Below are 20,429 nucleotides of genomic sequence, written 5' to 3'. Positions count from 1 at the left end.
CAACCTCCCCGCTGAAAACGACACCGACCGACTCCACGCAGCTTGACAACGCCCGTGAGCGAACGAAAACGCGCCCAAATCCCTAGAAATATCGGGGGAATGGAGTCCAATCGGGATCGCGCTTTTCCAGGAACGCATCCCGGCCCTCGACGGCCTCGTCGGTCATGTAGGCCAGCCGGGTGGCTTCTCCGGCGAACAATTGCTGGCCCACCAATCCGTCGTCGAGCAGGTTGAAGGCGAACTTCAGCATGCGTTGGGCCTGTGGTGATTTGCCGTTGATCTCCTTGGCCCACTGCACGCCCACGTTTTCCAGCTCGGCGTGGTCGACCACCTCGTTGACCGCGCCCATGTGATGCATCTGCTCGGCGGTATAGGGCCGGCCGAGGAAGAAGATCTCCCGGGCGAACTTCTGGCCGACCTGCCGCGCCAGATAAGCGCTGCCGTACCCGCCGTCGAAGCTGCCGACGTCGGCGTCGGTCTGCTTGAACCGGGCGTGCTCCCGGCTGGCCAACGTCAGGTCGCACACCACATGCAGGCTGTGCCCGCCGCCGGCCGCCCACCCGTTGACCAGACAGATGACAACCTTCGGCATGAACCGGATCAGCCGCTGGACCTCCAGGATGTGCAGCCGCCCCGCGCGCGCCGGATCGACGGTCTCCGCGGTTTCTCCTTCGGCGTACTGGTATCCGCTTCGGCCCCGGATGCGTTGGTCGCCGCCCGAGCAGAACGCCCAGCCGCCGTCCTTGGCTGACGGCCCGTTGCCCGTCAGCAGCACCACGCCGACATCCGGCGACATCCGGGCGTGGTCGAGCGCGCGGTACAGCTCGTCGACGGTGTGCGGCCGAAATGCGTTGCGAACGTCGGGACGGTCGAACGCCACCCGCACCGTGCCGTCGGAGACGTGGCGATGGTAGGTGATATCGGTCAGGTCCTCGAAGCCGTCGATGGCTCGCCACTGCGACGGGTCAAAAGGATTGTCAGTCAAGGGTTGTGAACTCCGTTACTCAGGGGATCGAATCGGAAAACGGCACAGCGGCCGGCCAGCGCCTCGAACTCTTCGGGCTTGGCCTCGGTGACCAGCCCGGCGTTCTTCATGAAGCTGACCCCGGTGGGAACCAGGACGGGGAACGCCCGCAGCAGAGGGCGTGCCTCCTCGGCGGGCAGCTCCACGATGCGTACCGCTTCACTGCGCCGGCCGGTGGTGAGGGTGACGACGCCGGCGGCGCGGGCGTTGCGCACCCAGTCCGCGCCGGGGAAACCGCCCACCACATAGCGCTTGCCGTCGACGGTGAACGGGGTGATCGGCGTCGAGCGAGCCTTGCCCGACATCCGTCCGGGCACCGTCAGCACCACCGGTGATTCTGTCCCGAACGGGATACCCAGACGCATCGCCGCCATGAAGACCTTGTTCATCGGCTTGAGCCACCACGGCGGCCTGATGCGCTCGGAGTCGGCCATGCCCAAAAGGTACGCCTAGCATCCGATGCCGCGGTCGCGCAGTGCGTCGACGAGCCCGGTGGGGCGCTCGGCGACCGGCAGCGGATCGACCAGGATGAAGTCGCAGCCGAGCTGGCGCGCGGCGCCGTCGTTCTCCTCACTGTCGCCGACCATCACCGCGTCGTCGGCCGCGACGCCGAGTCGCTGCAGTGCGATCTCGAAGATTCGCGGATCGGGTTTGACCGCACCGACTTCGAACGACAGCACGAACTCGTCGGCGTCCGCGCCGGCGGTACGGAAGCAGGGGCGGATGTCGAAGGCGATGTTGGACACGATGCCGGTGCGCAGGCCCTGCGTCCGAAGCGATCCCAACACCTCGACGGTGTCGGGGTAGGGCAGCCACGACGCGGGGTCGACGGCTCGCTGATAGAGCGTTTCGGCATGGTCGGCCGCCAGGCCGGCGTCGGTCAGCGCGTGCAGGTAGGCCTCGCGGTGCAGAGCCGGCGCGAGGTCACGGTTGACCCAGGCTCGCTGCGCCTCTTCGGTTCTCGTCACCGAGCCGCCGGTGGGGTGGGTGAGGCGCTCCATCAACTCGGCTTGCGCGTGCTCGTCGACGGCGCGACGGCCGTCCTCGTTGATCAGCTCCATCCCGGCGAACCAGCGGTCGTCCTCTTCGAGACGAAACAGAGTGCCGGAGAAGTCGAACAGCACAGCGCGCACAGGCATGGCCCCCATGCTGCCAGTGCGTCGGCGTGGCGCCGCTCAGGGCCTGGGGTTGGTCCAGGTGGGGTTGGTCATGCCGGGCGCATTCGAAGACGGCGCGGGGTGGTGCGGCCGGTGCTCCAACATCGATGCGCCGCGGTAGTACGCGAACGTCATACCCAATGCGATCAGCCCAGCCATGAACGCGATCTGCAGCGCCACCGAGACCGAGCGGGGCACGGCAGGGACCGTGATCCTGCCGCGGATCCTCGGCGCGATTCGTTCCGCACGCGGCATGATCGGCTGCTCTTTGCCGCGCAGGAACTGCATCACCACATCGGTGGCCCGATGGATCTGCTCACGATCCACGTAGAGCTGGACGCCGGGTGCCGGTGCGCCTTTCAGGCCGCTCGGCCGGGCCACGTACCCGCCGATGTCCGCGTCGCGCAGCAGTGCGAGAACCGCTGCCGCGTCGGCGGATTCGAGGTCAGCCAGGATGACCCAGGTGTCGGCCCACACGTCGTTGTCCTGGCCGCCGGGCGGCAGCCAGAACATCACGTCGCGCTCTTTGAGGTACTCGAGCGGGATGACGCGGGACAGCATCAGCCAAGTATGCGCCGCGGACCTAGCCGATGGCTCGCGATGACCCTTCCCAGAACTGCGCCCGCACGGCCTTCTTGTCCGGCTTGCCCAGCGCGGTCACCGGCACCGAGTCGACGATGATCACCTGCTTGGGTGACTGCACCGAACCCTTGCGGTCCTTGACCGACGCCTGGATCTCGGCCGTCAGCGTCGCCACCGCGTCATCGTCGCTGGGGTGGTCGGGCCGCAGCACGACCACCGCGGTGACGGCCTCGCCCCACTTCTCGTCCGGGGTACCGATCACGCACACCTGCGCGACGGCGGGATGTTCGGCGACGACGTCCTCCACCTCACGCGGGAACACGTTGAAGCCGCCGGTGACGATCATGTCCTTGACCCGGTCGACGATGAACCAGTAGCCGTCCTCGTCCTCGCGCGCCATGTCGCCGGTGTGCAGCCAGCCGTCCTTGAACGTCTTGGCCGTCTCCTCCGGCAGGTTGTGGTACCCGCCGGACAGCAGCGGCCCGGACACGCAGATCTCGCCGACTTCGCCCTGGGGCACTTCGTTGCCGTCGGCGTCGAGCAGTGCGGTGCGCGCGAACAGGGTGGGCCGCCCGCAGGAGGTCAGCCGCTTCTCGTCGTGGTCCTTCTTGCCGAGGTAGGAGATCACCATCGGCGCTTCGGACTGTCCGTAGTACTGCGCGAAGATCGGTCCGAAACGGCGGATCGCCTCGGCCAGGCGCACCGGGTTCATCGCCGAGGCGCCGTAGTACACCGTCTCCAGCGACGACAGGTCGCGGGTGTGCGAATCGGGATGGTCCATCAGCGCGTAGATCATCGACGGCACCAGCATGGTGGCGGTGATCTTCTGCTCTTCGATCACCCGCAGCACCTCGGACGGGTCGAACTTGGTCAGCACCACGAGCTCGCCGCCCTTGACCACGGTCGGCACGAAGAACGCCGCGCCGGCATGCGACAGCGGCGTGCACATCAGGAACCGCGGGTTCTCCGGCCACTCCCACTCGGCGAGCTGAACCGTCGTCATCGTGGTGATCGACTGTGCGGTGCCGAGTACGCCCTTCGGCTTACCGGTGGTGCCGCCGGTGTAGGCCATGCCGCCGACGTGGTCGGGCGGAAGGTCGGCCGCCACCAACGGCGTCGGCGTGTACTTGGCGGCCTCGGCGATCAGGTCCACCGCGGAATCACCGAGGGCGTCCGGCACCGGACCGAGCGTCAGCACCTGCTTGAGGGCGGGCACCTTCTCCAGCAAGCCCTGCGCGCGCTCGATGAACATCGGGTTGGGGTCGATGATCAGCGATGTCACCCCGGCGTCGTTGAGCACGTAGGCGTGGTCGTCGAGTGAGCCGAGAGGGTGTAGTGCCACCCGGCGATAGCCCTGGGTCTGGCCGGCGCCGATGATCATCAGCACCTCCGGCCGGTTCAGCGACAACAGCCCCGCGGTCGCCCCGGTTCCGGCGCCGAGCGCCTCGAACGCCTGAATGTACTGGCTGATGCGGTCGGCGAGCTCGCCTCCGGTCAGGGTGGTGTCCCCCAGATGCAGCACCGGCTTGTTCTTGTTGCGCTTCAGCGCGCCGACGGTCAGGTGGCCAGAATGCAGGGGATGGCGAAGCAGCTCGTCACTCATGCGGTCCACATTAGAACGTGTTCCAGTTCGGAAGGAAGGGCCTCCTGCTCGCCCCGGCGGTTTGAAGAGACGTCAATATGGTGAATCCGACCAGTCGTCGGCGAAAGGATCTGGCGTGTTCGACTTGTTCGCCGCCGCGGGTCAGCGCCGGGCGGTTCTCGCCGACGCCATCCGGAGCCGGCTGTGGCCGGTTCCCGCACTGGGCGTGGTGGCTGCCGTCGCCGTCGGAGTCGGCTTGCCCAAGCTCGACGCTGTTGTCGACAACCACATGTCCCCTACGCTGGCCGGCTACCTGTTCGGCGGAAGTGCCGATGCGGCGCGCGAGGTACTCGGCGCCATCGCCACGTCGTTGATGACGGTGACGTCGTTGACCTTCTCGTTGACTCTGGTGACACTCCAGCTGGCCAGCAGCCAGTACTCGCCGCGGCTGCTGCGGACATTCGCGGCCGATCCTTTTGTTCAACGCACGCTTGCGTTGTTCCTGGCGACGTTCGCCTACGCCTTGACCGTCTTACGGACCGTGCGCAACGACAACCAGGGGTCGGGACTGTTCGTCCCGCGGATCTCGGTCACCGTGGCGTACCTGCTGGCGATGGCCAGCGTGCTCGTGTTGGTGTTGTTCCTCGGGCACCTCGTCCGCCAGATCCGGATCGAGACGATGCTGGACCATGTCTCGGCCGACATCTTCGACACGACTCGGCGCACCTTGGACCCGATCGACGAGCAGCAGAACGATGTGAGGCCGACACCGCCGGCGCATTGCGACATCATCACGGCCGACAGTTCGGGTTTCCTGGTTCAGGTCGATGACCATGCCCTCGTCTCGGCCGCTGTCGATGCCGGTGCGGTGGTGTGGATCGACCGCCCGGTCGGAAGCAATGTGGTGGCCGGGGTGCCGGTGGCCTTCTTCTGGGCCATCGAACCAGAAAAGGGGCTGGAAGACGGTGGCTCCGACGCGCTGCGCCGCTGCGTCGCGGCGGCGCTGCACACCGGCGTCGAACGCACCGCGACCCAAGACATCGGCTACGGACTGCGGCAGATGACCGATGTCGCCGTACGGGCACTGTCACCGGGGATCAACGACCCCACCACCGCGATACATGCGTTGAACTCCTGCACGGCGGTCCTGGGCGACCTGGCCCGATATCGCCTCGGAACGAGGATTCTGCGCGACGACGACGACGTACTCCGGGTTGTCATCGCCCAGCCGGACCTACCCGAGTTGCTGGACCTCGTGTGCGGTCAGCCACGGCTGTACGGTGCGCAGGATCCGCGGGTCATGGGGACTTTGCTGGCACTGCTGAGGGACGTGGCCTGGCTTGTGCGGCTGCCCGGGCATCGGCACGCGATCGCCGAGCAGTGCGCACGTCTACAACGCAGCATCGCGGGGCAGGACTTCGACGTTGCAGAACGCACTGACCTCGAGCTGGTTGCCCGCCAAGTCGGCGAGGCGCTCAACCAGCGGTGGAGTCCGTCGACTTGAGCCTGTGGTCCGGCGCACTCAGTGCCGAGCCGTCGCCGATCTTGTCGACGCCGATGACGCTGAACGACCCGTCCGATTCCAGCACCACCGCGGCGACACCGGCGAGATCGCCGTGCCCGGAGGACCTGACGGCTTGCCGGACATCGTCGACGCTGACTCGTTCACGGCGCAGCGCATCGTGGTCGATTTTTCCGTTCGCCATCAGCACGCTGTGCCTGGCAGTCAGTACTGAACGCCCGAGGGATTGGCGCGAGAGCTTGGCGGCGAGGTACTGCAGAGCAGCCAGCAATGCCAGTGCTGCAGCGCCCTCCGCGAACGAGACGTCTCCGCTCAGCAGGATGGTAGCCAGTGTGGACCCCACGGCGACGGTGACCACCAGGTCGAAGGCATTTAATTTGGCCAGCGTACGTTTGCCCGACACCCGTAACGTCGTAATCAGGAAGACGTACGCCGCAGCGCCCACGAGCAGTACTCGCACGATGTCGCTCCAGGCGTCAAACCACATAACGCACAACCACTTTCCGGCGATAGGCCGTTGTCGAGCACCGCGGCGTTCGCCCCTCTGCCCATCGAGTTACCCGGCGGCTGCCGTCGGGAAACGATCGAGAGTCAGTTATGAACTTCGGAGTGATGGCTGCACAATGCGTGCGCGAAGAACGGCGTCGCGATGACTGACGTGGGCGGTCGGCTGCGCGCCGCGATCCTCTCGATGACAGCCGAGCGTGCCCCGCGCACGATCTGCCCGTCCGACGCCGCCCGCGCCGTGGATGCCGAGCACTGGCGTGAGTTGATGGATACGACCCGCGACGTCGCCCGTGAGCTCGCCAGGAGCGGCGATGTCGTCGTCACGCAGAAGGACGAGGAGCTCGACCCGGACGCGGAGTGGCGCGGACCCATCCGGATACGACGAACCCCGACCTGATTCGTGGGTGGCGTTTCGGCGCGCCCACACAATGGCCGCGGCTAGCATCTGCCCATGTCGCAGCAGCAGGTGACCGGCCTCGCCGCGACCATGACGATCGTGGCCATGGGGCTCGGCTACAGCATCACCGCCGCCGACCCGACTATCCTGTCGGCCAACCTCGCCGAGGTGCGCCACGGTCTGGGCTTCAGCCCCAGCACCGCCAGTTTCCTGGCCTGCCTGGCCACTCTGACGCTGGCCGCGGCGGTGCTCGGCGCGGGTGCACTCGGGGACCTGTACGGCATGAAGCGCATGTTCGCGATCGGCTGTTACGGCTCGATCGGCTTCGGCGTGCTGGCGGCCGTGGCACCCAACGTGGCGGTGCTGACGTTCGCCCGGGCCGGGGTGGGCATTGCCTTCGCATTTGTTCTGGGGTTGTCGCTGGCCATCATCAACGCGGTGTTTCCGGCGGGACGCCGTGCCGCTGCGATCGCGATGTACCTCGGCGTCGGTCACGCCCTCAGCGTGTTCCAGCCCGCGGTCGGAAGCTGGCTGGCGGCGCATTTCGGTTGGCGTGCATGCTTTCTGGTGACCCCGGTGCTGGCCGCCGTCACGCTCGCGCTGACCATGCGATACGTACCGGAGACGTTGCGGTGGCAGCGCAAGCTGGACGTCGTCGGGATCTTGTTGATCGCCGTCGGGCTGATCCTGTTGATTCTCGGGCTCACTCAGCTACAGGGCGGTTTCCATGTGAGCGCCCTGGTGCAGATCCTGGTCGGGATCGCGCTGGCGGTGGCGTTCGTGTTCTGGGAGCGACGCACCGACGAGCCGGCGTTGGACATGCGCATCTTCGGATCCGGCCGGTTCAACGCCGCGGTGATCGCCGGCGCGACGTTCAACTTTCTGCAGGGCGGGGCCACCATCCTGTTCGCCTACTATCTGGTCACCATCCGTGGTGAGTCGCCGGAGCTGCTCGGGCTGTTGCTCATTCCCGCGGTGCTGCTGGCGTCGGTGGCCGCGACCGCGGCTGGGCGGGCGGTCGATCGGTTCGGCGAGCGCGCGGTGCTCGTGTCCGGGTTGGCCATCCTGCTGGCCGGGATGGTGATGCTGGTGGTGCTCGACGCCCACACGCCGATCCTTGTCATGGGTGTTGCGGTGGCGCTGAACGCGATCGGTGGCGCGGTGGTGCAGACCCCGCAGTCCACGATCATGATGTCCAGCGCGCCGGCGGAGTTGGGTGGCGTCATCTCGGCGGTGAAACCGGCTGTCGGACAGGCCAGTTACTCACTGGGGCCGGCGCTGTTCGCGTTGGTCGGCACGACGCTGTTCCTGCGCGACGGCCGGCACAAGCTGGAGGGGTCGGGGATCACCGAGGAGCAGGCCCGCGACGCCTTGCGCGTCGCGCACGGCGGTGTGCCCGGCCCGGCGGCCGGCGCCGAGGTCTTGGACCCGGAGCAGGCCCGCTGGGTGGTGTCGGAGGCAGCGCAGAGTTGGCTGACCGCCATCCACGACTTGAGCCTGATCATGGCCGTCGTGCCCGCGGCCGCAATGGTGGCTGCCTGGGTGCTGCTGCGACCGAAGGCTGGCTCGTCCTCGGCCTGACGTGGCAATCTGACTCGTATGCAACCACCCGAACCACGCTTCCTCGATGACCGGCCGGCGTACTGGGCCGAGCACAAGCCCGACGGTCAGGCCATCAGTTATCTGGACCGCACCTGGACCTGGGCGCAGTGGGACGACCGGATCCGGCGCCTGGCCGGCGCTCTGGTGGAGCGCGGCATCGGGCGCGGCGACGTGGTGGCGTTCCTGGACAAGAACCACCCGGCATGCGTCGAGCTGACGCTGGCGGCGGCGTCGATCGGCGCGGCCACCGCCGTGATCAACTTCCGGCTGGCCGCCGACGAGATGGACTACGTCCTCAATGACTCGGGTGCCAAACTGCTGATCGTCGGCACCGAGCTGATGGGTGCGGTCGACAAGATCCGCGACAAGCTGACCAACGTCACGGCGGTCATCGAGGTGACGCCCGACGGCGCGGACGGTGACGGGTATGAGGCCCTGTTGGCCGCCGCCACCCCGGCCGGGCGTCCGGCCGAGGTCGATCCCGAGGACGCCGCGCTGGTCATGTACTCCTCGGGCACCACGGGCCGGCCCAAGGGCGTGGTCCTGTCTCATCGAAACGTGTTGGCGCACACGATGAATGCCGCGACGTTCGAGTTCGGCGACGAGGACAAGAACATGGTGGCGATGCCGTTGTTCCATGTCGGCGGGTCGGCCTACGTGCAGTACGGCATTCACGCCGGTATCCCGACGATCATGACGCGTGAGGCCGACGGTGCGTCGCTGGCCGGTGCTCTCCTGCAAGGTGCCAACCGGACGTTCCTGGTGCCCGCCGTCCTGGGCAAGGTGCTGGAGTCCGGCGAGGATGCGGTCAAGCTGTTCAGCGCGCTCAAGACGTTCGTCTACGGCGCCTCCCCGATGCCGCCGGCGCTGCTGAAGTCGGCGCTCAAAGCCTGGCCGGACACCGATTTCATCCAGGTGTACGGCCTGACCGAGGTCTGCGGGGCGATCACCCAGCTTTCCCCGGAGGTGCATCGCGACGACTCCCGGCCCGAGCGGATGATCAGTGCCGGCCAGCCGTCTCGTGAGGTGGAGGTCAGGGTGGTCGACATCGACACGCTGGCTGAGGTCCCGGTCGGTCAGCCGGGCGAATTGTGGTTCCGCACACCGCAGTTGATGAAGGGCTACCACAACAAGCCGGAGGCCACCGCCTCGACGATCACCGAGGACGGCTGGTTCCGCTCCGGTGACATCGGCCGTGTCGACGAGGACGGTTTCATCTTCGTCGAGGACCGGCTCAAGGACATGATCATCTCCGGCGGTGAGAACATCTACTCCGTCGAGGTCGAGCGGGTGCTCACCGATCATCCGGCCGTGCTCGACGCCGCGGTGTTCGGTGTGCCGGACGAGAAGTGGGGCGAGTCGGTCAAGGCGGTCGTCGAATTGTCCGCCGGCGGCCAGACGTCCGAAGAAGAACTGGTGGCCTGGTGCCGGGAGAGGCTGGCGCACTATAAGTGCCCGCGCAGCGTGGAGATCTCGCCGGCGCTGCCGCGCAACCCCACCGGCAAGCTGCTCAAGCGCGACCTGCGCAACCCGTACTGGGAGAACCGCGGCCGCGCGATCTGATGACGGTTGCGCTGGACGACCTGCTGGACCGGTTGCACGTTCTCGCTCTGCCGATGCGGGTTCGCTTCCGCGGCATCATGGTTCGTGAGGTGGCGCTGATCGACGGGCCGGCCGGCTGGGGCGAGTTCGGCGCGTTCGTCGAATACGAACCGCCCGAGGCGGCGCACTGGCTGGCCTCCGGAATCGAATCCGCCTACCGCGCACGGCCTTCAGTCGTGCGCCAGGTGGTACCGATCAATGCGACGGTGCCTGCGGTCCCGGCCGGGCAGGTGCCGGAGGTGTTGGAGCGTTTCCCCGGCACGCGTACCGCCAAGGTGAAGGTCGCCGAGCCGGGCCAGACGCTGGCCGACGACGTCGCCCGGGTCAACGCGGTGCGTGCGGTGATCCCGACAGTGCGGGTGGACGCCAACGGCGGGTGGACCGTCGAGCAGGCGGTGGCCGCGGCGGGCGCGCTGACCGCCGACGGTCCGCTGGAATACCTTGAGCAGCCCTGTAAGTCGGTGGCGGAGTTGGCCGAGGTGCGCAGCCGGGTGGACGTCGCGGTGGCCGCGGACGAGAGCATCCGCAAGGCGGCCGACCCGCTGGCAGTGGTGCGCGCGCGGGCAGCCGACATCGCGGTGCTCAAAGTGCCGCCGCTGGGCGGGGTGCGGGCGTTGTTGGACATCGCCGCCGAGATCGACATCCCGGTGGTGATCTCGAGCGCGCTGGACACCGCGGTCGGCATCGCCGCGGGCCTGACCGCCGCGGCGGCATTGCCGCGGCTGGAGCATGCCTGCGGGTTGGGCACCGGTGGGTTGTTCGTCGAGGATGTCGCGGAGATCAGCCTGGTCGACGGGGGATTGCCGGTCGGCGATGTGGTGCCGGACCCGGCTCGGCTGGCCGCGCTCGCCGCGCCGGCCGAGCGCCGCGACTGGTGGATCGAGCGCGTCCGCGCGTGTTTTCCTTTCGCCCAAACCGACACATCGCAGAACAATCGCGAGTAGATCCCTGCACAACGTCGATCTCGACGCTAGAAACTGCCCTTCAACTCCGCGACCGCGCGGCGCACGAAGTGAGCGAGGTCGTGCGTGTCGTCGGCCAGCCACTGCTCGAAGGCCAGCTGAAAGACCGCGGCCCCGGCCTCGGCGGTCAGGCGCGCGGTGGTTTCGGCGACACCGCGGCGGACCAAGCCGTCGGCCATCGCGGCGGCCAGCGCGGACCGTTTGGACAGCTCGCGTTCCTGCAGGGCGGGGTTGGCATCGATCACTGCCTGCCGCAGCCGCGATGCGTCCCGGCGATCGTCGAAGAAGGCGCCCACCGCCTGCAACGCCGCGCTGACTGCATCCAGGGGAGCGGCCGAATCTGCAGCTTCCGCAACGCCTTTCGTCAACTGTTCCAGTAGTTGAGGTTGGCCACCGAAGAGCACTTCGCGCTTGTCGGCGAAGTAGCGAAAGAAGGTGCGCTCGGTCAGGCCCGCGCGCTCCGCGATCTCGGCCACGGTCGTCTGGTCGAATCCGCGCTCGGTGTAGAGCGCCATGGCCGCCTGCTGCAGGCGGCCCTGCGCGTCCGGCTCCCAGCGACTCATGCGGGAATTTTAGCGGGATGACAGTTGCTGACATCAGCGCTAGGTTTGATGACAGCGACTGACATGGAGGTAGTCCCATGAAGATTTTCGTGACCGGAGCGTCCGGCTGGGTCGGCTCGGCAGTGGTGCCCGAACTGCTGGCGGCCGGCCATCAGGTACACGGCCTGGCTCGCTCCGATGAGTCCGCCGCCGCATTGACCGCCGCCGGCGCCGACGTCCACCGCGGTGACCTCGCTGACCCGGACACTCTGCGCCGCGGAGCCACGGACGCCGACGCCGTCATCCACCTGGCGTTCCACCATGATTTCGAGAACTTCTCCGCCGCAGGCGAACTCGATCGCGCCGCGATCACCGCGCTCGGTGAGACGCTCGCTGATTCTGGCCGCCCGCTGGTCGTCACCAGTGGAACTGCCGGGCACGCGCTCGGCCAAGTGCTCACCGAGGACCAGGCCGCCAACCCGCAGTCCCCGCGCCTCTCCGAGCAGGCCGCGCTGGCGTTCGCCGACCGCGGAGTGCGGGTGTCGATCGTTCGGCTTGCGCCGTCGGTGCACGGCAAGGGCGACTACGGGTTCGTCCCGCGGCTGGTTGACGTCGCGCGCGAGAAGGGTGTGTCCGCGTATGTCGGCGACGGCACCAACCGCTGGTCGGCGGTCCACCGCACTGACGCCGCGAAGCTGTTCCGGCTGGCCGCCGAAGGTGCACCCAGTGGGACCGTGCTGCATGCGATCGGCGAAGAAGGTGTGCCCACCCGGGCGATCGCCGAGACCATCGGCCGAGGCCTGGGCGTTCCGGTCACCAGCATGCCTGCCGAGAACGCGATGGATCACTTCGGGTGGATCGGTGGGTTCTTCAGCCTCGACATGCCGGCCGGCAGCGCCCTTACCCGTGAGCGGTTCGGCTGGCAGCCCACCGGTATCGGGTTGCTCGAAGACCTGGAGCGACATTACTTCTGACGCCCGGTGGAATTGAGTAGTCGACTACGGAAGCTGTCCGCAGCGGGCCCCAACACACTGAACCGATGTCAACTTTCCGCGTCGGAATGATGGACCCCATCGTGGCGGGACGCCCCACGGTCGATTTCCTCACCAAAGCCAATTACGCGGCCGCGGCCGCCGCTCGGGTCGACTCGTTCTGGGTGCCCGACCATCTGAATTCGCTGTTTCCGCGCTCACTGTGGAACAACCCGAAGTACTGCGGCGGAGCGGCCCTGCTGCCGCGCGGCGACGCGTACCTGGAGCCGTGGACCATGCTGGGCAACATCGCCGCGCGCAACCACGCTCGCCTTCGCCTCGGGGTCGGGGTGACCGACACGGGCCGGCGCAATCCGGCCGTCACCGCACAGGCAGCGGCCACCCTGCACCTGCTGACCCGCGGCCGCGCGATCCTCGGCATCGGCAGCGGCGAACGGGAAGGCAACGAACCCTACGGCGTCGAATGGTCCACACCGGTGGCGCGGTTTGAAGAAGCCATGGCGACCATCCGAGCGTTGTGGAATTCACAGGGGGAGTTGGTGAATCGCGACTCGCCATTCTTCCCGCTGCGGAATGCCCTCTTCGAGCTGCCGCCGTACAAGGGCAGGTGGCCGGAAATCTGGATCGCCGCCCACGGCCCGCGGATGTTGCGCGCGGCGGGTCGCTACGCCGACGGGTTCTATCCGGCGTTCCCGCACACTCCGCAGGAGTACGCACAGCGGCTCGAGGCCGTGCGCACAGCAGCTTCTGACGCGGGGCGCGACCCGATGTCGATCAAGCCGGCGCTCTGGTTGATGACGTTGGCCGCCAGGAACCACGACGACCTCGACGAAGCGCTCGAGTCCGAAGTGATCCGGGCGGCGGCACTGAATGCCCCCGATCACTTCTACGCCCGCCACGGCGCCCAGCATCCGCTCGGTATCGGCTTCACCGGCGCGCAGGACATCCTCCCGCAAGACATGGACGAACAGACGGCCCTGTCCCATGTCAAAGCCATTCCTACCGAGGTGGTCCGCGACTGCCTGCTGTGCGGAACGCCTGAGGACATCGTCGAGCGGGCCGCGCAGTGGCGCGATTGCGGCGTCGAGTACGTGGTGCTCGCGAACGTGGGACCGCTGCAACGGAGCCTGCGGAAAGGCGCGGCGTCGATGCTGCCGCTGATGCAGGCCCTGCGGCGCCTCAGGAAGCTGTGATGTCCTGATCTGTGGGGTGCATGGCCTAGACGCCATCACCGGATGCCTCGACACTGAACGCATGGCGCGATCGGTGGTGATCCTCGGGTTTCCCGGCGTGCAGGCACTGGACCTGGTCGGGCCGCACGACGTGTTCACCGGCGCCGCGCTGCTGACCGAGGGCGGCTACCGGGTCAGCGTCGCCTCCCGCGACGGCAGTCCGGTGAGCACCCCGACCGGCCTGGCGTTCGTCGCCGAGGCGATGCCCGAGCCCACCGACATCGACACCCTGGTCCTGCCCGGCGGGCCCGGCGTCGACGCCGCCCGCGATGACCCCGCCACCATGGCCTGGATCCGCGCGGCAGCCGCCAACTCGCGGCGCGTGGTGAGCGTGTGCACCGGCTCGTTCCTGGTCGCGCAGGCCGGTCTGCTGGACGGGTGCCGCGCCACCACACATTGGGCGTTCGCCGACCAGATGGCCCGCGAGTTTCCGGCCGTGACTGTCGACCGCGACGCGATCTTCCTGCGTAGCTCGGCCACGGTGTGGACGGCGGCCGGGGTGACCTCCGGCATCGACCTGTCCCTGGCGCTCGTCGAGGACGACTACGGGACCGAAGTCGCCCAGACCGTCGCGCGCTATCTCGTGCTGTATCTGCGCCGGCCCGGCGGTCAGACCCAGTTCGCGGCGCCGGTGTGGATGCCGCGCGCCCGTCGCCGGCCGATCCGCGAGGTGCAGGAGGCGATCGAGGCCGATCCCGGTGCCGCCCACAGCATTTCCGAGTTGGCGCGTCGTGCGGCGATGAGCCCGCGGCACTTCACCCGGGTGTTCACCGAGGAGATCGGCGAGGCCCCCGGCGCCTACGTCGAACGGGTGCGCACCGAAGCGGCCCGCCGTCAGCTCGAGGAGACTGACGACACGGTCGTCACCATTGCCGCCCGCTGCGGCTTCGGCAGCTCGGAAACGTTGCGTCGCAACTTCATTCGGCGGGTCGGCATCTCGCCCGACCAATATCGCAAATCGTTCGCATAAAGGAGACTGTCATGCAGATCGCCATCGTGCTCTATCCCGGTTTCACCGCCCTGGATTTCATCGGGCCCTACGAGGTGCTGCGCTGGCTGCCCGACGCCGAGGTTCGCTTCGTGTGGCACGACATCGGCCCGATTACCGCGGACTCCGGTGTGCTCGTCGTCGCCGCCACCCACTCGTTCGACGAAACACCCTCTCCCGACGTCATTCTCGTGCCCGGCGGGATGACGACGATCGAGCACTCCCGCGACGAGAAGCTGCTCGACTGGGTGCGCCAGGCCCACCGGACCGCAACCTGGACGGCTTCGGTGTGCTCCGGGTCGGTGATCCTCGCGGCGGCGGGCCTGCTGAAGGGCAAGCGGGCGACGTCGCACTGGGCGGCGCTGACCGCGCTCAAGGCGCTCGGCGTCACGCCGGTCAAGGACGAACGCGTAGTTCATGAAGGCGACATCGTCACCAGCGCCGGGGTGTCGGCAGGTATCGACCTCGCGCTGTGGCTGGCCGGACAGATCGGCGGCGAAGAGCGCGCCAAGGTGATCCAGCTGTCGATGGAGTACGACCCGCAACCGCCGTTCGACTCCGGGCACATGTCGAAGGCCTCGGCGACCACCAAGGCTTCCGCTGCCGCGCTGATGGCCAAGGATCTGGCCACGCCCACCCAGCTCAAGGCGATGACGTCGCTGCTGTGGTCCGGCGCCATCGACGCCGCGCGGTCGAAGGCACGGCGCAAACGGGGTCGCGTAGCCTCTGCCAGGTGATCAACCTGGCCTACGAGGACAACGGCTCCGGCGATCCGGTGCTGTTCATCGCCGGCACCGGCGGCGCCGGCCGAACCTGGCACATCCACCAGATTCCGCGCTTCCTGTCCGCGGGCTATCGCTGTGTCACGTTCGACAACCGTGGAATCGGGGCCACCGAGGAAGCCGGCGACTTCACGCCGGAGCAGATGATCGCCGACACCGCCGCCCTCATCGAGGACGTGATCGGCGGACCCACCCGGATCGTGGCGATCTCGATGGGCGCCTACATCGCCCAGGAGCTGATGTTGACCCGCCCGGAGCTGGTCACCCAGGCCGTGCTGATGGGCACCCGCGGCCGCCTGGACCGCACCCGAAAGTCGTTCCGGGCCGCCGACGTCGAGCTCACCAAGGCCGGCATCCAGCTGCCGCCCGCGTATGCGGCGAAAGTGCGTGTGCTGGAGAACTTCTCACCCAAGACGATCAACGACGAGAAGGCGATCGGCGACTGGGTGGAGATGTTCACCGCCTTCCCGATCAAGCGCACTCCGGGCCTGCGCGCCCAACTCGAGGTCTACCCCAAGGACAATCGGCTGGCCGCTTACCGTTCCATTACCAACGAGGTGCTGGTGATCGGGTTCGCCGACGACCTGCTGACCCCGGCCGCGCTGGGCCGTGAGGTCGCCGAGGCCATCCCCAACGGCCGATACGTGCAGATCGGGCATACCGGCCACCTCGGATTCCTGGAGCGCCCGGACACCGTGAACAACGCGATGCTGGACTTTTTCGCAGGCACTCTCGTCTGATGTCGAGCCAGATCGACGTGTGACACGCTGTAGTAATGAATCCATCGACGGCTCAGGCCCGCGTCGTCGTCGACGAATTGATCCGCGGCGGCGTCCGCGACGTGGTGCTGTGCCCGGGTTCGCGTAACGCCCCGCTGGCCTTCGCGCTGTCCGATGCCGACCGGGCCGGCCGGCTTCGCCTGCATGTCCGCATCGACGAGCGCACCGCCGGCTTCCTGGCGATCGGCCTGGCCGTCGCCGAGCGCGCCCCGGTGTGCGTGGCGATGACGTCGGGCACCGCGGTGGCCAACATGGGCCCCGCCGTCGTCGAGGCCAACTACGCCCGGGTTCCGCTGATCGTGCTGTCGGCCAACCGGCCCTACGAGCTGCTGGGCACCGGTGCCAACCAGACGTTCGAGCAGCTCGGCTACTTCGGCACCCAGGTCCGGGCGTCGATCAGCCTGGGTCTCGCGGAAGGCGGCCAGGACAAGCTCGACTCTCTCAACGCGCAGTGGCGCTCGGCCACCTGCCGAGTGCTGGCGGCGGCCACCGGCGCGCGGTCGGCCAACGCCGGACCGGTCCAGTTCGACATCCCGCTGCGGGAGCCGCTGGTGCCGGATGCTGAATCGGGGCACGCTGCGATCCCGCCCGGCCGGCCGGACGGCAAACCGTGGACGTATACCCCGCCGGTGGCCTTCGACCAGCCGCTGGACATCGATCTGACGCCCGACACCGTGGTGATCGCCGGGCACGGCGCCGGTGTCCATCCGAACCTGGCCGCGCTGCCGACGGTCGCCGAGCCGACGGCCCCGCACGCCGCCAACCCGCTGCACCCCATGGCACTGCCCTTGCTGAAACCTCGCCAGGTGATCATGCTGGGCCGCCCGACGCTGCACCGGCCGGTGTCGACGCTGCTGGCCGATCCGTCGGTGCCGGTGTTCGCCCTGACCACCGGCCCGCGCTGGCCGGACGTGTCGGGCAACTCCGCGGCCACCGGCACCCGCGCCGAGACCAGCGGGACGCCCGACCCGGCGTGGTTGGCGCGCTGCGCCGAGGCGAACGCGCACACCATGGCGGCGGTGCGTCAGCAGTTGGCCGCTCACCCGCTGACCACCGGCCTGCACGTCGCGGCCGCGGTGGCCGCGGCGATGCGCCCGGGGGACCAGCTGGTGCTCGGCGCCTCCAACCCGGTCCGGGACGCAGCCCTGGTCGGACTGAACACCGAGGGCATCAAGGTGCGCTCCAACCGGGGAGTGGCCGGTATCGACGGCACGGTGTCGACGATCATCGGCGCGGCGCTGGCGCATACGGGCCGGACCATCGGTCTGATCGGGGACATGACGTTCGTGCACGACAGCTCGGGGCTGCTGATCGGGCCGACCGAGCCGACGCCGAAGAACCTGACGATCGTGGTGTCCAACGACAACGGCGGCGGCATCTTCGAACTCCTCGAGCAGGGCGACCCACGGTTCTCGGATGTGTCGGCGCGGATCTTCGGCACCCCGCACGACGTCGACGTCGGCGCGCTGTGCCGGGCGTATCACATCGATGCGCGTCAGATCGAGGTCGACCAACTCGGCGGAGCGCTCGCCGAACCCTTCGAGGGCATGCGGGTTCTCGAGGTCAAAGCCGACCGATCGTCGTTGCGGCAGTTGCACGCCGCGATCCGGTCGGCGTTGTGATCGCCCGTCTCTTCGCGTGGGTGAAACCGGCTCTGCCCCGGCGCGAGCCGGACGTCGTCGACACCACGCGTCGGAAAGTGTTGCGCTGGAGCAAGTGTGCGGTGTGGATCCTGATCGGGCTGGTCACGCTGCAGTCATTGCTGCTGGTGGCCGGTGCATGGCGCAACGATCAGCAGATCGAACACAACATGGGCGTCGCGCAGGCCGAAGTCCTCTCAGCCGGCCCGCGCCGCTCGACGATCGAGTTCGTCACCCCGGACCGTGTCACCTACCGTCCCGAGCTCGGTGTGCTTTATCCCTCCGAGCTGGCCGAGGGCATGCGCATCTACGTCGAGTACGACCGCAACAACCCGGATCTCGTTCGCGTGCAACACCGTACGGCGGCGTTGGCGATCATCCCGGCCGGCTCGATCGCGGTGGTGGCGTGGCTGATCGGCGGGCTGGTCTTGACCGGTCTGGTTCTGCTGGAGCGCCGGGCGAATCAGGTCGACATCAGCTTGGACAACCAGTTGTTGTCGTAGATGTCGATTTTCTCGTTGGTGTTGAGGTCGAACACCGTTGGGGTGCCGGTGTTGATGGCGTCGATCTCATAGAGGTATTCGAAGTTGGTGTCCGCCATCTCCTGGACGTCCAGCGCGGGCTTGCCTGCCCGCATCGCGTCGACGGCCTGGGCGGGAATTCCGCTCTCGCGAGCCATGTCGGCGATCTGAGCGTCGCTGGGTCCCTTGCCGTGCGAATCCTGGTGGCCCCAAAGGTCTTGCACGAACCTCTGGAATGCCTTGCCTGACGTGTCTGGGCCCGGCGCCAGGAACATCGCGTTGCTGACCCGGTCGGAGTAGCCGCCGGGCTTGTCGTCCAGGAATGTCAACGGACGGTAGGTGATGGCGAGCTGGCCGAGGTCGATGTAGCGGGCCAGGTCGTCGCCGAAGTCCTTCTGCAGATCGGCGCAGTGGCTGCATTGCGGTTCGGTGTACAACTCGATCTGGACCCGCGCGTTCGGGTCGCCGGCCACGATGCCGTAGCCGTCCTTGCTCAGCGCCGTCCCCGGCCCGCGCGGATCCACCTGTGCCACACCGACAATTTCCTTGCTACAACCGGAGGTCAGCACGACGATCGCCACCACGAGCACAGACCAGAACCGCATGCTCGCACGCTACCGCGTTCCACCTGTTTTTCGTGTCGTGTATGCCTGGGCGCAACCTCGCTGACAGGCGCCGCTGTCACTCTCGAAGTCGTGCGCGTTGCCATTGTCGCCGAGTCCTTCCTGCCCAACGTCAACGGAGTGAGCAACTCGGTGTTGCGGGTGCTCGAGCATCTCCGCCGCACCGGCCACGAAGCTCTCGTGATCGCGCCGGACACCCCGCGGGGTGAACCGGCGGCCGATCGGATCCACGACGGGATCCGGGTGCACCGGGTGCCGTCGCGGATGTTCCCCAAAGTCACGTCACTGCCGCTGGGGGTGCCGCGGCCTCGCATGGTGGGGGTGCTGCGCGGCTTCGATCCGCATGTCGTGCATCTGGCGTCACCCGCACTGCTCGGGTACGGCGGAATGCAAGCCGCTCGTTTCCTGGGTGTGCCGACCGTCGCGGTGTACCAGACCGACATCGCCGGATTCGCCCAGAGCTACGGGATCGGCGTCGCCTCGCGCGCGGCGTGGGCCTGGAACCGGCATCTGCATTCGCGCGTCGACCGGACGTTGGCGCCGTCCACCGCGGCGATGGAAGATCTTGCCACCCATGGCATTCCGCGGGTGTTTCAGTGGGCTCGCGGTGTCGACATCACCGGCTTCGCGCCGTCGGCGCGCAGCAACGAGCTGCGGGCGCGGTGGTCACCGGCGGGCAAGCCGATCGTCGGCTTCGTCGGGCGGCTCGCACCGGAGAAGCATGTGGAGCGGCTGGCAGTGCTGGCCCGACGCGACGATCTGCAGCTGGTGATCGTCGGTGACGGTGTCGACCGCGAGAAGCTCCGCACGCTCATGCCGTCGGCGGTGTTCACCGGTGCGCTGTACGGCGAGCAGCTGGCCACCGCATACGCCAGCATGGACGTCTTCGTCCACCCGGGCGAGCACGAGACGTTCTGCCAGGCCGTGCAGGAAGCGATGGCGTCGGGTTTGCCGGTCATCGCCCCGAACGCCGGTGGGCCGCGGGATCTGGTGGCGCCGTACCGAACCGGACTGTTATTGACGGTCGCGGAATTCGAAGCGCGACTGTCGCAATCGGTCGATCACCTGCTCGACGAGCGGGCGCGCTATTCGCTTGCCGCGCGCCGCAGTGTGCTCGGGCGGACGTGGCCGGCGATTTGCGAAGAGTTGCTGGGTCACTACGAGGCCGTGCGGGTCCCTGGGCGACGGCGCCGCGCGGCCTGAGTTCGGTGCAACGGCAATGACTTTCCTTAATTGTTCCTGAGAGGCCTTTTCATGGCCTGTGGGCGGGCGCACACTTGAACGCAAGCGGGGGAACGCTGAACGCCAATGACAACGCTGTCACCACCAACTCTCCTAGCCCTGGGGGCGTCCGAATGAACGACGCGTCGTATCGCCAAGATCTCAGCGAATT

General features: G+C 67.9%; 21 protein-coding genes. 13 read left to right on the top strand and 8 right to left on the bottom strand.

Translation table 11 applies throughout. The annotated features are described in order from the left end of the window. Positions 1-82 precede the first annotated feature (82 nt). The 5 genes from CRM90_RS23150 to fadD8 are packed head-to-tail and all read right to left on the bottom strand — an operon-like array spanning position 83 to position 4,366. Complete coding sequence (locus tag CRM90_RS23150) at positions 83-985, bottom strand: 1,4-dihydroxy-2-naphthoyl-CoA synthase (protein ID WP_102809275.1); 903 nt, start codon at positions 983-985, stop codon at positions 83-85. Then, on the bottom strand, positions 982-1,458 hold the full coding sequence (locus tag CRM90_RS23145) for a nitroreductase/quinone reductase family protein (RefSeq protein WP_102809274.1): 477 nt from the start codon (positions 1,456-1,458) through the stop codon (positions 982-984). Before CRM90_RS23145 ends, CRM90_RS23150 begins: the two co-directional genes overlap by 4 nt. Positions 1,459-1,473: 15 nt before the next feature. After that, complete coding sequence (locus tag CRM90_RS23140; protein WP_102809273.1) at positions 1,474-2,172, bottom strand: HAD family hydrolase; 699 nt, start codon at positions 2,170-2,172, stop codon at positions 1,474-1,476. A gap of 27 nt (positions 2,173-2,199) precedes the next feature. Beyond that, on the bottom strand, positions 2,200-2,742 hold the full coding sequence (locus CRM90_RS30755; RefSeq protein ID WP_199190014.1) for a hypothetical protein: 543 nt from the start codon (positions 2,740-2,742) through the stop codon (positions 2,200-2,202). Positions 2,743-2,764: 22 nt separating this feature from the next. Continuing rightward, positions 2,765-4,366, bottom strand: coding sequence for a fatty-acid--CoA ligase FadD8 (fadD8, locus tag CRM90_RS23130; protein ID WP_102809272.1), 1,602 nt, complete (start codon positions 4,364-4,366; stop codon positions 2,765-2,767). Positions 4,367-4,481: 115 nt separating this feature from the next. Here fadD8 and CRM90_RS23125 point away from each other — a divergent pair, with 115 nt between their 5' ends. Further along, positions 4,482-5,849 (top strand): DUF2254 domain-containing protein, encoded by a 1,368-nt coding sequence (locus tag CRM90_RS23125; RefSeq protein WP_233209468.1) that lies wholly within the window; start codon positions 4,482-4,484, stop codon positions 5,847-5,849. Here the strand turns inward: CRM90_RS23125 and CRM90_RS23120 are convergent. Further along, positions 5,821-6,354 carry a DUF421 domain-containing protein gene (locus CRM90_RS23120; protein WP_102809270.1) on the bottom strand — a complete coding sequence of 178 codons (534 nt, stop codon included), beginning with the start codon at positions 6,352-6,354 and terminating at the stop codon, positions 5,821-5,823. The two genes, CRM90_RS23125 and CRM90_RS23120, sit on opposite strands and share 29 nt — an antisense overlap. A gap of 162 nt (positions 6,355-6,516) precedes the next feature. Here CRM90_RS23120 and CRM90_RS23115 point away from each other — a divergent pair, with 162 nt between their 5' ends. From CRM90_RS23115 to CRM90_RS23100, 4 genes are read left to right on the top strand one after another with little or no spacing between them, the layout of a single operon-like run. Continuing rightward, on the top strand, positions 6,517-6,771 hold the full coding sequence (locus tag CRM90_RS23115; protein ID WP_102809269.1) for a DUF3253 domain-containing protein: 255 nt from the start codon (positions 6,517-6,519) through the stop codon (positions 6,769-6,771). Positions 6,772-6,825: 54 nt separating this feature from the next. Beyond that, positions 6,826-8,352, top strand: coding sequence for an MFS transporter (locus tag CRM90_RS23110; protein WP_233209467.1), 1,527 nt, complete (start codon positions 6,826-6,828; stop codon positions 8,350-8,352). Between the two features lie 18 nt (positions 8,353-8,370). Then, positions 8,371-9,936, top strand: coding sequence for a long-chain-fatty-acid--CoA ligase (locus CRM90_RS23105; RefSeq protein ID WP_102809267.1), 1,566 nt, complete (start codon positions 8,371-8,373; stop codon positions 9,934-9,936). After that, positions 9,936-10,919: an o-succinylbenzoate synthase gene (locus CRM90_RS23100; protein WP_102809266.1), complete on the top strand. Its 984-nt coding sequence runs from the start codon at positions 9,936-9,938 to the stop codon at positions 10,917-10,919. The genes CRM90_RS23105 and CRM90_RS23100 overlap by 1 nt, the downstream gene beginning before the upstream one ends. 26 nt (positions 10,920-10,945) lie before the next feature. On the opposite strand, the gene CRM90_RS23095 is transcribed toward CRM90_RS23100, so the two are convergent. Then, entirely contained in the window at positions 10,946-11,500 is a 555-nt protein-coding gene (locus tag CRM90_RS23095; protein WP_102809265.1) for a TetR family transcriptional regulator, read from the bottom strand. 77 nt (positions 11,501-11,577) lie between these two features. Here CRM90_RS23095 and CRM90_RS23090 point away from each other — a divergent pair, with 77 nt between their 5' ends. The 7 genes from CRM90_RS23090 to CRM90_RS23060 all read left to right on the top strand — a co-directional run bounded on the left by CRM90_RS23090 (position 11,578) and on the right by CRM90_RS23060 (position 18,395). Beyond that, the gene (locus tag CRM90_RS23090; RefSeq protein ID WP_102809264.1) at positions 11,578-12,453 is read left to right on the top strand and encodes an SDR family oxidoreductase; all 876 of its coding nucleotides are present in this window, start codon (positions 11,578-11,580) and stop codon (positions 12,451-12,453) included. A 65-nt stretch (positions 12,454-12,518) separates the two neighbouring features. Next, the gene (locus CRM90_RS23085; protein WP_102809263.1) at positions 12,519-13,664 is read left to right on the top strand and encodes an LLM class flavin-dependent oxidoreductase; all 1,146 of its coding nucleotides are present in this window, start codon (positions 12,519-12,521) and stop codon (positions 13,662-13,664) included. Positions 13,665-13,725: 61 nt separating this feature from the next. Continuing rightward, on the top strand, positions 13,726-14,673 hold the full coding sequence (locus tag CRM90_RS23080) for a GlxA family transcriptional regulator (protein ID WP_102809262.1): 948 nt from the start codon (positions 13,726-13,728) through the stop codon (positions 14,671-14,673). A gap of 11 nt (positions 14,674-14,684) precedes the next feature. Beyond that, the gene (locus CRM90_RS23075; RefSeq protein WP_102809261.1) at positions 14,685-15,428 is read left to right on the top strand and encodes a DJ-1/PfpI family protein; all 744 of its coding nucleotides are present in this window, start codon (positions 14,685-14,687) and stop codon (positions 15,426-15,428) included. Further along, positions 15,425-16,213 carry an alpha/beta fold hydrolase gene (locus CRM90_RS23070; protein ID WP_102809260.1) on the top strand — a complete coding sequence of 263 codons (789 nt, stop codon included), beginning with the start codon at positions 15,425-15,427 and terminating at the stop codon, positions 16,211-16,213. Before CRM90_RS23075 ends, CRM90_RS23070 begins: the two co-directional genes overlap by 4 nt. A 35-nt stretch (positions 16,214-16,248) precedes the next feature. Beyond that, positions 16,249-17,874 carry a 2-succinyl-5-enolpyruvyl-6-hydroxy-3-cyclohexene-1-carboxylic-acid synthase gene (gene menD, locus CRM90_RS23065; RefSeq protein WP_102809259.1) on the top strand — a complete coding sequence of 542 codons (1,626 nt, stop codon included), beginning with the start codon at positions 16,249-16,251 and terminating at the stop codon, positions 17,872-17,874. Continuing rightward, positions 17,874-18,395 (top strand): DUF3592 domain-containing protein, encoded by a 522-nt coding sequence (locus CRM90_RS23060; protein WP_102809281.1) that lies wholly within the window; start codon positions 17,874-17,876, stop codon positions 18,393-18,395. The genes menD and CRM90_RS23060 overlap by 1 nt, the downstream gene beginning before the upstream one ends. Here CRM90_RS23060 and CRM90_RS23055 read toward each other — a convergent pair. Continuing rightward, on the bottom strand, positions 18,356-19,018 hold the full coding sequence (locus tag CRM90_RS23055) for a DsbA family protein (protein ID WP_102809258.1): 663 nt from the start codon (positions 19,016-19,018) through the stop codon (positions 18,356-18,358). The two genes, CRM90_RS23060 and CRM90_RS23055, sit on opposite strands and share 40 nt — an antisense overlap. A 90-nt stretch (positions 19,019-19,108) precedes the next feature. Here CRM90_RS23055 and CRM90_RS23050 point away from each other — a divergent pair, with 90 nt between their 5' ends. Continuing rightward, positions 19,109-20,239, top strand: coding sequence for a glycosyltransferase family 4 protein (locus tag CRM90_RS23050; protein ID WP_102809257.1), 1,131 nt, complete (start codon positions 19,109-19,111; stop codon positions 20,237-20,239). Positions 20,240-20,429: the final 190 nt, after the last annotated feature.

Origin of the sequence: Mycobacterium sp. ENV421, from assembly GCF_002887815.1 — a bacterium.
GTDB lineage: Bacteria > Actinomycetota > Actinomycetes > Mycobacteriales > Mycobacteriaceae > Mycobacterium.
The sequence above is the reverse complement of the archived record's forward strand: the minus strand, read 5'-3'. Positions and strand labels throughout refer to the sequence as shown.

Excerpts from the sequence above, each read along its gene's own strand:
- fadD8 (WP_102809272.1), bottom strand. The coding sequence starts at position 4,366 with ATGAGTGACGAGCTGCTTCGCCATCCCCTGCATTCTGGCCACCTGACC.
- CRM90_RS23120 (WP_102809270.1), bottom strand. The coding sequence starts at position 6,354 with ATGTGGTTTGACGCCTGGAGCGACATCGTGCGAGTACTGCTCGTGGGC.
- CRM90_RS23115 (WP_102809269.1), top strand. The coding sequence starts at position 6,517 with ATGACTGACGTGGGCGGTCGGCTGCGCGCCGCGATCCTCTCGATGACA.
- CRM90_RS23055 (WP_102809258.1), bottom strand. The coding sequence starts at position 19,018 with ATGCGGTTCTGGTCTGTGCTCGTGGTGGCGATCGTCGTGCTGACCTCC.
- menD (WP_102809259.1), top strand. The coding sequence starts at position 16,249 with ATGAATCCATCGACGGCTCAGGCCCGCGTCGTCGTCGACGAATTGATC.
- CRM90_RS23090 (WP_102809264.1), top strand. The coding sequence starts at position 11,578 with ATGAAGATTTTCGTGACCGGAGCGTCCGGCTGGGTCGGCTCGGCAGTG.
- CRM90_RS23140 (WP_102809273.1), bottom strand. The coding sequence starts at position 2,172 with ATGGGGGCCATGCCTGTGCGCGCTGTGCTGTTCGACTTCTCCGGCACT.
- CRM90_RS23110 (WP_233209467.1), top strand. The coding sequence starts at position 6,826 with ATGTCGCAGCAGCAGGTGACCGGCCTCGCCGCGACCATGACGATCGTG.
- CRM90_RS23095 (WP_102809265.1), bottom strand. The coding sequence starts at position 11,500 with ATGAGTCGCTGGGAGCCGGACGCGCAGGGCCGCCTGCAGCAGGCGGCC.
- CRM90_RS23100 (WP_102809266.1), top strand. The coding sequence starts at position 9,936 with ATGACGGTTGCGCTGGACGACCTGCTGGACCGGTTGCACGTTCTCGCT.
- CRM90_RS23075 (WP_102809261.1), top strand. The coding sequence starts at position 14,685 with ATGCAGATCGCCATCGTGCTCTATCCCGGTTTCACCGCCCTGGATTTC.
- CRM90_RS23080 (WP_102809262.1), top strand. The coding sequence starts at position 13,726 with ATGGCGCGATCGGTGGTGATCCTCGGGTTTCCCGGCGTGCAGGCACTG.
- CRM90_RS30755 (WP_199190014.1), bottom strand. The coding sequence starts at position 2,742 with ATGCTGTCCCGCGTCATCCCGCTCGAGTACCTCAAAGAGCGCGACGTG.
- CRM90_RS23085 (WP_102809263.1), top strand. The coding sequence starts at position 12,519 with ATGTCAACTTTCCGCGTCGGAATGATGGACCCCATCGTGGCGGGACGC.
- CRM90_RS23105 (WP_102809267.1), top strand. The coding sequence starts at position 8,371 with ATGCAACCACCCGAACCACGCTTCCTCGATGACCGGCCGGCGTACTGG.
- CRM90_RS23145 (WP_102809274.1), bottom strand. The coding sequence starts at position 1,458 with ATGGCCGACTCCGAGCGCATCAGGCCGCCGTGGTGGCTCAAGCCGATG.